Origin of the sequence: Paenibacillus sp. GbtcB18 (genome assembly GCF_019091125.1) — a bacterium.
Lineage (GTDB): Bacteria > Bacillota > Bacilli > Paenibacillales > NBRC-103111 > Paenibacillus_F > Paenibacillus_F chitinolyticus.
The window spans coordinates 53,327-66,277 of sequence record NZ_JAGXJX010000012.1; the positions used below are offsets into that span (position 1 = coordinate 53,327).

8 protein-coding genes and 2 pseudogenes are annotated in these 12,951 nt (G+C 44.6%); 4 read left to right on the top strand and 6 right to left on the bottom strand.

Features of this window, described 5'->3' with window-relative positions; all coding sequences use genetic code 11:
* Positions 1–55 precede the first annotated feature (55 nt).
* The 5 genes from KVT34_RS26110 to KVT34_RS26130 form a co-directional block, all read right to left on the bottom strand.
* Positions 56–916, bottom strand: coding sequence for an amidohydrolase family protein (locus tag KVT34_RS26110; RefSeq protein WP_217562600.1), 861 nt, complete (start codon positions 914–916; stop codon positions 56–58).
* A complete protein-coding gene (locus KVT34_RS26115; protein ID WP_217562602.1) occupies positions 913–4,122 on the bottom strand; it encodes a GNAT family N-acetyltransferase in 3,210 nt (1,069 codons plus the stop codon). The genes KVT34_RS26110 and KVT34_RS26115 overlap by 4 nt, the downstream gene beginning before the upstream one ends.
* A 614-nt stretch (positions 4,123–4,736) precedes the next feature.
* Entirely contained in the window at positions 4,737–5,636 is a 900-nt protein-coding gene (locus KVT34_RS26120; protein WP_217562604.1) for an NAD(P)/FAD-dependent oxidoreductase, read from the bottom strand.
* A 209-nt stretch (positions 5,637–5,845) separates the two neighbouring features.
* Positions 5,846–6,169: a thioredoxin gene (gene trxA / locus KVT34_RS26125; protein WP_254635156.1), complete on the bottom strand. Its 324-nt coding sequence runs from the start codon at positions 6,167–6,169 to the stop codon at positions 5,846–5,848.
* Positions 6,170–6,689: 520 nt separating this feature from the next.
* Positions 6,690–7,304, bottom strand: coding sequence for a TetR/AcrR family transcriptional regulator (locus KVT34_RS26130; RefSeq protein ID WP_217562606.1), 615 nt, complete (start codon positions 7,302–7,304; stop codon positions 6,690–6,692).
* A gap of 129 nt (positions 7,305–7,433) precedes the next feature.
* Between KVT34_RS26130 and KVT34_RS26135 the strand changes: the two genes are divergently transcribed.
* The 4 genes and pseudogenes from KVT34_RS26135 to KVT34_RS26150 form a co-directional block, all read left to right on the top strand.
* On the top strand, positions 7,434–8,072 hold the full coding sequence (locus tag KVT34_RS26135) for a DUF2306 domain-containing protein (protein ID WP_217562608.1): 639 nt from the start codon (positions 7,434–7,436) through the stop codon (positions 8,070–8,072).
* 174 nt (positions 8,073–8,246) lie between these two features.
* Positions 8,247–9,530 (top strand): Dyp-type peroxidase, encoded by a 1,284-nt coding sequence (locus KVT34_RS26140; RefSeq protein WP_217562610.1) that lies wholly within the window; start codon positions 8,247–8,249, stop codon positions 9,528–9,530.
* A gap of 182 nt (positions 9,531–9,712) precedes the next feature.
* Positions 9,713–10,331, top strand: a pseudogene (locus KVT34_RS26145) (IS1595 family transposase); the annotation flags it as partial.
* Between the two features lie 202 nt (positions 10,332–10,533).
* Positions 10,534–11,208 (top strand): annotated as a pseudogene (locus KVT34_RS26150) (IS1595 family transposase); the annotation flags it as partial.
* On the opposite strand, the gene KVT34_RS26155 reads toward KVT34_RS26150, so the two are convergent.
* A complete protein-coding gene (locus tag KVT34_RS26155; protein WP_217562612.1) occupies positions 11,111–12,802 on the bottom strand; it encodes a TniQ family protein in 1,692 nt (563 codons plus the stop codon). The pseudogene KVT34_RS26150 and the gene KVT34_RS26155 sit on opposite strands and share 98 nt — an antisense overlap.
* Between the last annotated feature and the right edge of the window lie 149 nt (positions 12,803–12,951).

The window sequence follows — 12,951 nt, forward strand, 5'->3', positions numbered from 1 at the left end:
CTTGTACCTCCGGTAAATAGATTGGTCCAGGTGATCTTGCAATACAGATCGATCGCTATCCGACCAACGGGACGATTTTGGGAAACACCCGCAAGGCAGTACGATAAAAGACATCCTCGTGATAGGATTCGTGAATCAGTTCCCGCACGAATTGCAAATAAGGTTCTACCGGGGCGAGCGGCCAGTCGGTGCCGAACAGCATTTTTTCGTTTTGGCCGCAGTAAGCCAGCGCTTGGCGCAAATGGGCGAATACGAGCGGCGAATCTTTCAGCCGCGCGCATTCGGCGGCATGGCCGACGATCAGACCGGATAGATCGGCGAATACGTTGCGGTTTTTATATACGACTTCCGCTCCGTCGAGCACCCATGGGTCGCCCAAATGGGCCATCATGAAATTGACTTCGCGATGATCGACGGCCACTTCGTCTACCGTCAACGGGTGCGCATATTTCAACAAGCCGCGTTCCGAGTACGTATCGCCTGTATGGAATACGACCGGCACTTTATATTGTTTCGCCAACTCATATACCGGCTGATAGACGCTGTCATAGGCGTAGAACGGATAATAGCCGAGGTAAATTTTGATCCCGACCGCCTCCGGCCGCTGCAAAGCCCGTTCCAGCTCGTCCAGTCCGGCGTTGTCCAGTTTGAAGGGATTAACTCCGGGACAGTAGACGACTTGCTTCGGAAAAGCTGCTGTTATCATATCGAGCCCCATCGGGGTCGAGGCTTCCCGATCCGGGAAGCCTCCAGGGGCGGATTCCGTCAATCCCATTCCTATGCCCAGCACGACGCCTTGCGCGGCGTATTCGCTGAGCAAGCCTTCAACGGAATAATCGACGAATGAACGAGTTGATGCCGTATCTTTAAATGAAGCAATATGGGACAAATGCATATGCGCATCGATCACTTTCATTCGGTCTGCGCTCCTTCCATGTCATTGGATTCAAGTATACGAGGAAAGGAAATCCGGCGTAAAGCTTCCAGTCCTTCAGTAGGAAGCAGCGCCTCCGAAAAGACGAAAAAAACGGGCGCCGAGCGGAACTCGTTTCCATGTGGCAAGCGAACATTCCGCGAGAACGACAGACAGCAAATGCCCTTGTTGGTATAGAGCGAAGGGCGGTTGGCCGTTTCATCGGTCACAATTTGCATCACCCCGGCGCGGTCGTCAAAGCCGAAACCGTAGTCTTTCGTTTCGCGCACGTTGAGTTCGTCTTTGCCAATGGCATAACGCAGCATTTTGCCGTTAGGTGCGAAAGTTCGCAGCCAGCCGCCGCCCGCCTCGCGAGACTCGCCGGGCTTGTCAGGCGCTGCAGATTCGCCATTCCCGCTGAACGATCCTGATCCGTCAAAGCGAAGGAACATCTCGCTAAGTGCCGATTTTTCCAAATAAGCTCCTGTGTTTTGCCGGATATCGGTCATATAGACGAGTACCGGCGTTCCAGGGAGCAGCAGGTAATAACTGTCCACGATCGTTCCTTTGTAGGTGTCGTGTTGTTGAATGGACTGGCGGATTCGGATACCGGACCAGACGTTGCCTTTGTCATCAGTAACGCGGACGAAGCTGGCGGAATGTTCTTCCTTGCGAACAGACGCCGGGCTCATATTGTCAAAATGATTGGATAAACCGCCGATCCATGGATTCCACCAGGACTTGATCCCGTATTCCGGAAATCCGGAGGCGAGCCATTCCTGGCCTTGCACCGCAAGCGACCGGAGAGCGGGATAATGATCCGGCGCGGCGGAGATCCGAATCATCCCGTTGTCGGCTTCATATACCGGGTATTTTGCTTCCGTGTATATGGTAAAGCGGACGGGAGCGGACGATACCGGGAACAAGGCGCTTAAGTACGTCTCTTGCTGCGGGCCAAGCCGTGCATCCAGCTGTATGACGCTGCAAGGAGACGACGGGGACGGCAATGTAAAAGAGGCTTCCACTGCTTCTTCATCCGCAGACAACACCCTTTGGACTGACGGTCGGGTTTCACCTGCATAAGATATGGACAACTCGCCTTCCCATACGTTCTGTTTGACATCATGCAGAGCAACCGTCACTTCCTGCACATACGACGGCACGAACGGGTTTCCCTCATTGGCCGTCAACTCCATATGGCGGACCGGCAGCGGGGGCGTTTCCAGCCCGGCCAATTTCAAGGCAAACGCCCGAAATTCGTTCCAATCATTATCAAAACCGCCTATGGACATGAAAATCGTTTCCGAAGCTTTCGTTTCTCCAGGTTCCAACGATCCGACGATACTTTCCAGCTCCAAAAACCATTCTCCGAAACGCATTCGGTGGCTGTCGGACCAACAGATGCCGTGCGCGGTTTGGCCGTTGCGGGCAAAGAGCCACGGTTCGCTGAACTTGGCGCCGTCCCAGTATTCGTGGTCGTTCCCGTGGGAATCTGTCATTTCGACGATGCGGCCTTCGTAAGGCAATACCAGCCGATACAAGTCCGAAGCGATACGTTGGGAGATCCAGATCTCGCGGGCGACTGGCGCCCCGGAGCTGTTTTCCAGCTCATGCCACAGTTTCACCGTTCCGTCGGCGTAGAGCAGGGTGCAGAGATGCAGCAGAAGTTGGGGAAAAGCGTCCGACCGGTACGATTGTCGGAATCCGATCGCGCCGCGCTCTTCGCAGATTTCAATCCGCAACGGCTTCTTGCGTGCAAATTCACTCGAATACGGTTTTCCAATGGACGGCGGCAACAGCAGAATTTCTTCGTCTTTCCGGCTCAGGGTCCGAAGCGACATCTCGTTATGCTCCTTGTCGCAATGGAGACTGTACCCGCCGTTCCAGGCCATCCAGCCGCTGTCCATTTCTCCTGCAACCATCGCGCCAGGCCCGCCGAAAGCTCCGCCGACGGTAGAGGTAAACAGCACCTCGGGCCCATTGTCCGGAACGGCCCGAATTTGCGGCCGAGCATGGTAGAAGCCGTAATCCAGCAAGCGGTAAGGAACGGCCAGCGAGACCCGCTCTTTTGATTGCAGCCTCGTTTCGAAGGTTTGCTGTTCGAGAGCAAGCCAGGCGGTACCAGGCAGGGTGAAGGAAAACACGGCCGGCTGCGCAAAATGATTTTGCATATCCAGATATAATGTATAATTGCCGTCCGCCCTATGTCTGACTGCGGGAATGCTCATTTTGATGCTGGCCGGAAATTTCGGTACGATGCCGACCTTCAACAGCGCTTCAGAACCATTAATATGAACCCGGGTCTGTACAGCCGGGCAAGTGCGCCATTCGCTCTGCGGCTCCTCGATCGCACCGACGAAAAAACTCGCCGAGATCTGACGTTCACCTTCCACCAGCAGTTCGTCCTGCCAATCAAAAACGATGTTGCGGTCCGATTCGCCCTGGAGCTCGAGTTTGAGCGGAGCACCTGATTTGTTGACAATGCGGTATTCGATTTTATAATCATTGCCAAATACTGTTTCGGCTTGCCCAGCCGTGGCGGATAGCAAAAAATCTTCCGTCTCGATGTGGCAGATGCCGCGGCTTCTGCGTTCAATATCGACGCGTAGCGACCGACCGTTGTCCTTGGCCCAAGCGTATGTGTACGTCTCGAAGCCATTCTCCTTCTGACCGTCCGGTTTGATTTCTATCGTCCGCATCAGGTCGGCATACCAGTCGAATTCTCGGAAATAGGGAGCGATCGCTTCACAGGCAGCCACCTGGGGGATAAAATTCATAAAATGCACCACATCTTCGCGGTCTTCCCAGAAGAACCCACACCTCTTGTACAGGGGCACGGCCTTCATATTCGCTTCCCACGTATACAGGTCGACGCGCGGCCAGCCTAGGCGGATCGTTTCTTCGATCGCCTGCAGCACGAGCCGTTTGCCAAGCTTATGGCCGTGAAAATCCGGTCGAACGTTCAACAGCTGAATATACAGCGCGCCGGTATCCTCGCGATATTCGCCCAGACTGCAGTATCCGACGACCTGATCATTGCAGGTGGCAAGAAACACCGCGATGGCATCCGAGTTTTCCTCGCTTTGGCGGACTTGTTCGGCTGAACGGACGTAAGACCCTCCTCCCCATTCGTCGTTGCTTCGGTTCCACATTTCAGCTACACTTTCCGCATAGTCGGGTTGATACGGCACAATATCTACAATTGTCATGTTTTCACCTCGTTTAGAATAAAAAAACAGAAGATAAGCTCAACGCGAGGCAATGGTCCCAGCTACTCTCATTCATCGTTTCTTCAGAATGATCTATGTAATCTTCCGTCGGATATTTTAATATCCTTGGCTGACAATCCCCCATTCAGCCAAACCCTTTCCCGAAAATGTCATGATCGTAGTTTCGTCATAAAACTTGGAAATCCATCAACATGAAAGTCCTTAGGAACAATAATGAAATCAATCATGTTGATGCCTTGGTTCGTATGGCTTTCGCTTTATGGGTAGCCATCTTGATCCAAATGTGCTCGATCCCTTTTTTATTTTTCCCCATACATATAAACATGGGGCTATTGTAACCAATTGCCTTCAAGTTCACTTTTTTCATCTGGCATCTATGTATCTATCCATTTCACTGCCTCCTTGCAGCCCCATTCGGGGCTTTCAAACTAAAAAAATCTTAAGGGGTTTATTACCGCATTATAAAGCCTCACACGGTGTGAACCTCAAATCTTTGAAGGTAGCAGTAGAAAACCTTGGACCTAGAATATAAAACAGCTCGCATTTTGAAAAAAGAATCAAAACACAAGCTGTATCGAGTAATTCTTTTACATTTAAACAAACCGTTCTTCCGACAAGTCATGGTTAACCGTTACCGCCGTTTTGTAACCATCAGAAGCAGCATAAATCAGTTGTGAAGGCCAAACATTAGCCGCATCTCCGGCTGCGTACAGGCCAGAAATCGTGCTTCTGCCCATTGCATCGGTCGCAATCCCACCACGTTCCGTCACCGCATATCCAAGCTGTTTAGAGAAATCAGCCTTGGGTTGCCAATTCGGAATGACGAATCCTGCGCTTCGCTTGATCCGGCGCCCATCTGCCAGAACAATTTGTTCGAGCAGGCCGTTCCGCCCTTCAAACGCAACAACAGGGGTTTCGATGACCTGAATATGTTTGGTTTCCAGCATATTGCGTTCTTCCGCCGTCAGCAGCGGCTTGCCATTCGTACATACAACCAGATCCTGACTCCAGTTGTAGAGCAACTTGGCCATATGGAGAAGAACAGGCTCTTCCGAAAGCAGAAAAATCGGTCGATCCCTCCATTCCCAACCGTCACAATACGGACAGTTAAACAAGCTTTTTCCATAAAAATTGTGCAAGCCGTCGATTTCGGGGAATTTTTCCTTTAGTCCCGTTGCTATAATCAGTTTTCTCGCCCGTACCCGCTCACCCGTCTTCAGGATGATTTCGAACCCATCTAGCTGTCTGCATATATCAACGACATCTGCTTGCCGATGATCGACTGACGGATAGGCCAATACCTCTTCATAGGCTATGCGTCTAAATTCTGCCGGCTCGATGCCGTCGCGGGTCAGAAATCCGTGGGAGGCGTGCGTCACGGCATTACGGGGTTGATTGTTGTCAATTATCGTTACACTTCTTCTGGCTCTTCCAAGAACCAGTGCGGCACTTAACCCTCCCGGCCCTCCGCCGACAATTACGCAATCTTTCATAAAAAATGTACTCCTTCCTTTCATAACTATTTTCTATCCAAATTGCCGTTGCTACATAGTCCATAGTATGGTCAGGGACGAGCATCCCTATAATTGTCTCAAATCAAATGGAATCCTTTCTTCTGCCAAAAGGGCTTTATGAGTCGAAGCCCCTTTGGCAGCAAAAGAAATCATTTTAACTTGGCATCACTCTTCATTAATCGATGCTATCAATAAAAAGATGCGACCCATCCTGCCAAAACTTCTTTTGGCATCATGCCAATTTTTTTATCGATGGGCTTTCCGTCCTTGAACAAAATCGTTGTCGGAAGAGACATTACACCGTATCTGGAAGAGATCTCCGCGTTCTCATCCACATTAATTTTTAGTATTCTTACACCGTCTTGGAGGGTCGCGTCATAATCTTCGAGCACGGAGCCGAACATACGGCAAGGCGAGCACCAAGGTGCCCAGAAGTTGACCAGCGTAATCCCTTCGCTATGCAAATCTTGTTTGAATGTGTTATCTGTCGAGTGACAAATCATGGAGTTCATCTTCCCTTCTGGTAATTAGAATTAAATAAATACTTTAGAGATATTTTATATCTACAATAGGCAGCAATAAAATAATGTTTATTTCATAACACACCTCCCATCGCTTCAACAATCAAGATAATAAAGATATCTTATATCGTTATTGTTGAAAATAATTAAGGACATCATGCATCCATAATAGCGACTTATTTCTTGTGCGTCAAGCTTAACGTCGCAAATACTTTAACGGATGCTCAGTTTTTTCATCGGTCGAAACGAAATGTTCGTCAGGATAAAATTGAGGGAAGGTTAGATGAAGGAACGTTGCTACTCTAATAACAATTCTCCTGATGCACCGGCCCAAGGTTGAAAATACAGCCAGAAATTGCTTACAGGATAAGCGTACAAACCACCGCTGATGGTTATTTGCGGCTACTTGACTTCAAAATGAAAGAAGCACAGATTTTGATCTGTGCTCCCAAAAGTATCATTTATCGATAGTCTATGAGTCAGACTTCACACACTTTATTTGGATTTTGCGTCATTGTTTATTTATTCGTGCACACTCAGTTCGATAGGAAAGCAGGTAGCGGCGTAGATGCTCTTTACAATACGCAATATGGCTGTTGTCGTGCGTAAGCTTACTCGCCATAATGGCGCCCTCCAGTGTGGATAGTATTAACGAAGACAACGAAACGACTTCAGTATCCGAACGGAGCTCCCCAGTTTGAATCCCATCCTGAATAAACTCCTGAATGGTGGATAGAAATTGCTTCATAACCTGGAGGGCTTGCTCGCGTAGTACTGGATGGGTATCGTCACTTTCAATCGCTGTATTCAATAGCGGACAGCCTCCAATAACAGGTGGATCATTCACAGCATCCTTGTATACGTCAAATATCACCAACGCCTTCTCAATCGCAGTATCGGTACTTTCTATCGCCGCAGAAAATCGTTCTGACAATATAGCCGTCGCATAATCAAAAGCTTCAGCAGCTAACTGATCCTTACCAGTAAAGTGACGGTATATTCCACCTTTTTTTAAACCAGTTACCTGCATGATGTCCTTAATGCTAGAACCTGCATAACCTCTAACATTAAATAGCTCAGCAGACTTTTGAATAATGATCATTCGTGTTTGCTCGCCTTTTCTCATGATAACCTCCATCGAGTAGTCGCTGTTTTAAAATTGTAACATATGCCTGTTGAGAAAGGAGTTTTTATACCTTATTGTGAAAGAGACCGATCGTGCTCTTTTGTAACAAAAAAATAAGAGAGGTGAATCATGAAACAATTTGGGAAAAGCCTTTATATCATTCTTAGCATCTTCTCAATCGGCTGGGCCTTTCATATGCTGGCCGGCTATTTTATTGTTGATCCAGGGGCAGTGAAACATCTTAAGCTTAAAGAACTCGACGAAAATTTCAATGAGACAATATGGCTTGTATTCCTGCGCCTTCATATTATTAACGCTTGTATTAGTTTAATAACAGGTCCCCTCGGTTTATCTGTAAAAATATTGCGAAAAAAACCCGCGCTGCACCGGTTGAATGGGAAAGTTTATGTTCTGAGCATATTATTCAGCTCCGTTGTAACGCTATATTTAGCGAAGGATGCAACCGGAGGGACATTTAGCACGATTGGCTTTCTCCTATTGAACGGATTGTGGATCTTTACTACTTTGTATGCTTGGTGGACTATTCGTTTGAAACAGATCATTAAGCATCGGATCTGGATGATGCGAAGTTATGCTCTGACACTGGCTAATACATCGCTTCATTTCATTCAGCTTGCATTATTAAAGCTATTTGATGTGGATTATGTATCGTCTTATACAATTGCCGTGTGGACATCTTGGATCATCAATATAGTGATTGTAGAGCTAATAATGAAGCTGAAGCGAATGCCGTCCGTTTTAAATTAAAATTAGCTGTTAAGGCTGATTAACCTATTTGAGTAGCAGTTAAATTACCAAATTCATTACCACGCTCAAACATGCGTTTAAAAAACGCAACTTGCTTTTAACAAAAATGAGTATTTTACATATCACCAAAAAGAAGCCAGTGGCTCTCTTTTTAGAAAGATGAAGGAGCTCAATATGAAGCATACACAAGCTGATGAATTGAATAACGCTAATCGTGATGAATCTAGCTACAGTCGAAGAGATGTATTGAAAATGGTGACTTTGGCGGGAACAGGAATTGTAGTCGGAAGCAGCGGGATGGCTTCTTTATTCACTATCAACAACAGACTAAAAGCTATTTCTGGTCCCAAAGACTCTCCATCAAAAAAAGTGAATAATGATGCAATCCCTTTTTATGGAGAAAGGCAAGCGGGTATCGGAACCCCTCAGCAAATGTATATGTGTTTTGCCGCTTTTGACATCATTTTCGATAATGTCGATAAGCTAAAACAATTACTCAAAATATGGACCGATAAGAGTGCTGACATGACCGCGGGCAGGGCACTTAGAGAAACGAATGGTCAGCAGCAGGTAAATAGCTCCGAGGAAAGTACCATTGATTCGTCAGCGAAGCTTACTATTACGTTTGGATTTGGATCGACTCTATTCACAAGAAACGGGATTGACAGATTTGGATTGGGTTCACAATGTCCAGACGAGCTAAGAGTTGTCCCATCTATGCCCGGAGAAACAATAAATTCACAAATATCGGGCGGTGATATTTGTATTCAGGTTTGTTCGAGTGATCCGACTGTGGCTTTTCATGTGATTCGCAATTTAGCTGCTGCAGCCATTGAGATGGCCGTTATTCGTTGGGTTCAAACTGGATTTATTGATGATTCCGATGGTCATACACCAAGAAACCTGTTTGGGTTTAAAGACGGAACGGCCAATATTGAGCTGGAAAGTGAACAAGGCAAAGAGAACTATGTTTGGGTTGACTCGTCGAAAGGTCCTGCATGGATGACCAACGGAACTTATTTGGTAGCGCGTAAAATTCGGATGGATATGGAAAAATGGGAGCAAACGTTCGATATAAAGCAGGAAGCTATATTCGGTCGATCGAAAAACAGCGGGGCCCCCTTTGGGATGCATGATGAATTTGATGCCGTTTCGATGCGCCAAATCCCGTCTAACTCCCATGTCTGGCTTGCACGTAGCGCTGGGACTAAAATTTTGCGAAGATCATACTCTTACTTTGAAGGCATTGATCCAGTGACTGGAAATCTGGACGCTGGTCTTTTCTTTATTAGCTTCCAGAAAAGTGTTCGTAAACAGTTAGTTCCGATGTTATCCTTACTCGCGAAATCTGATGCGCTTAATCCCTTTATTTCAACTTTATCAAGTTCGGTTTTTGCCTGCCCGCCTGGTTCAAGTAAAGGAGGATTTATCGGCGAACAACTTTTTAAGGGGAACTAAACCTGAAATTCGAATCTAAATCTCCTTATAAAAGGATCTTCAATTACGGCAAACGATCAATTGTTTGCCGTGCAGTGAGATTTCACAAGATTATGTAGCTGTTGGAAGAATCGCCCCAAATATATGTTCATATTACTCTCTGTTCTTTATGAGTTATCGTTTTTTCTTAGGCTATGTTAAATTACCGTTGTAAGTCCTGCCTTCAAACGTTCAAAGACTTCACGAATCCCCCTTTACAACGGACTTGCAGACCACACATTTGGGTACGATTCATAGAATGCATGATTGAGGGCTATTCGCTTAGGAAATGTGCTGAGCAGATGCATGGAGAGGTAGCACACGTGACCTTGTTTTATTGGCGGCATAAGCTTCTTTTCGCTCTGAAACAGATTCCAACCGAAGCTTTCCAAGGCAACGTCGAAATGGACGAAACATATTTCTTGTTCTCCGAATAGGGCAAAAGAAATATCTCCGAACGCAAGTCTCGTAAAACGTGGCGGAAAAGCCAAATATCGTGGCATCAGCAACGACCAAGTTTGTGTATTAGTCGCCCGTAAACGTCAGAAGATGACTTACTCTAGCATTTTTGGGCGAGGGCGTATTCGGATGACCAAGTTGGATGAAGCTATTGGCAGTCATTTATCTGATTCAAACGTGCTTTGTACCAATTCGTGGAGGGCATTCAGTTCTTATGCGAATACGAAGGGCTTGGCTCATTAGCGTTTCAAATCTGACGGGAAACAGCGTGTTAAAGACGTGTACCATATCCAAAACGTCAACAGTTACCACATCCGTCAAAAAAATAACCTTTTTCTATGCCAATAATGTTTGTTCGCGCGTTGTCCCATTCCCCCCATCCCCTGTCGGATGACAAGAACATATATGCGCCACTGCGTTTTTCTCTTTACAGAAAGGCTATGTTAAACCTTAATGTTGATAATTGATGATTACGAACAAATGTTCTATAATGAAGATAACAATTCGGTTCGGAGATGATTTGTCTATGGATTTAAGGGAGCTAAAAAAGCTTGCTGATACATTGGACGATAGAGGAAAGCAGGAGCTTATCCTCTTTTTGCAGTCCCGAACTACGGGTGTGTCGTCACCCGTTCGTGCAATTGATGAAATTCAAGAGCAGAAACACAAAGATGGGCTTGTTTGTCCGCATTGCAAAACCCATTCTGTCGTTCGTTTTGGGAAGTACATCGTAAAAACACGTGCTGGCGAGGTTAAACGTCAGCGTTACCGCTGCAAGTCCTGCCACCAAACCTTTAATGACCTTACAAATACCCCTCTTGGGCGAACCAGAAGACCTCACGTGTGGGTACGTTTTATTGAATGCATGATTGAGGGTTATTCGCTAAGGAAATGTGCTGAGGAGTTGCTTGGTGAAGTCACCCATGTCACCTTGTTTTACTGGCGACATAAGATTCTTGCTGCCTTGAAACAGATGCCAACCGAAGCATTCCAAGGTATCGTCGAAATGGACGAGACCTACTTTCTGTATTCGGAGAAAGGAAAGCGTAACATTGCTGAGCGGAAACCTCGTAAACGAGGCGGAAAAGCCAAATATCGTGGCATCAGCAAGGACCAAGTATGTGTCCTCGTCGCCCGTGACCGTCAGAAGACGACCTACTCTGGCGTTCTTGGGCGTGGTCGCATTCGAAAAACGAAATTGTTCTTAGGTTGTTTCCCTGACTTTCATTGAATTTACGTCTAAAAAAATCTTTAACCTGCATTCTATTGAACAATAGTACATTTAAACCAATTCCTGCACCAACACCACATGGTAGAAGTTCTTCATTTAAAATCATCTGAACAAGTCTTCCTGAAGAACAATGTTTATGAGCCTGTCCGATGTTAACCACTTTTTGAAAATTTATAATTAAGCTTTCCTCTGTAACTTGATTGGTAACCCTACTTCTAAGATTGTCAATAAATACATCAACTGATTGTTTTTTTATATATTTTGCGTTAGAAAAATCATACTCTTTATATGAATATTCAAGATATCCATATTTCACGATGTCATCTATCCCAAACCCTACATCCAAATAACTTTGAGCTTCTAAGTAGCTAAGGATTTGCTGATTCTCTGCATCTTGTTTAGACTTATACTCTTCTAGACTCTTTTTAATTGTAATTATGTTAATACCTAGTGCTTTTTTTGAAATTTGACCTTCAATTTCATGATTTACTATTAATCGAATTAGTTTTTCTTTACTCACATTTAAATATCGCGCAGCTCGAATTCCAGATATGACCAATTCCTCGTGCATATTTATAATTCTTATCAGATTTGAACAAGAGTAGGAATTAAAATTATCTAAAAGATAATTTATAAATCCTTTACGCAAAAGTACTAAACTGTCGTACCTTGCATCGAATAAGTCGCTGTAAAAATTCCCGAAATCCCCCATGATATTATTGAATTTTTTATTTGAAGTAGACACCTTCACTTCCTCTAAAAATTTATAAAAGTTATTTGGCCAATCAGAAAATACTTTAATAGCCTCTCTTTGTAAAGTTGAAAATTCTTCTAAGTTGTAATTAACACCAGAAAAATGAGAGATATTTTTGCATTCACACATAAATTTCGATACTAACAAAATACTATTATTTAACGAAACAAAATCCATCTCATTTATTACTACACTAAATTGTTCATTATACTTAGTATTCAATAGATGATTCGTACTAATTCCACAAATAGTGAAGATTCTCATTGACAAATACAAGCTTTCCTCATTTGCTGCTGCTAAATTGGAATTCTTATACTCATGACCGCAACTACAACGAAATATATCAGAATTCCACCATGTCATTGATTTCGAGCATTTTTGGCATTTATCAATAAGCATACATGAATGTATAGGACAGGAGGTTAAGTTAATTAAGCTCCATATTTTTCTGATATAATTCTTTTCTTGCAAGCAAAGTGAACATACTTTTAATTTTCTAGTGCAAATCGAATTCATATTAACATTAGCATTGAAGTATCTATAATAAATTTTCGATTCATCAAACGAGACTATGAAAAGCTGTTGAAGCAATTCTCCTTCAAAACCCAAAATGCTTTCCAATAAGTTTAAATCTTTTTCGGATATTACAGTAGTATCAAGAAAAAAACTATGCATTCTTGAATCTTCGTAAACACTCAATAATTTATAAATATATTTTGGGTTAATTCGGTTGCTTTGCGCGGATCTTATAAGATAACTGCTTATGCTCTCATCTAATTTTGGGCTCGGGCGACTGAGAAGTTTAAACATATAAACCACTTCACCTTTATGTTCAAATTATACTAAAATAGCAAAAGTGTTAATTATATTTAATTAGCACTTTTGCTAATTACCTATTTTCCCAAATAATCAGCTATATATACTTCTTATTGTAAAGGTGAAGTCCACGAGTTCGTTGA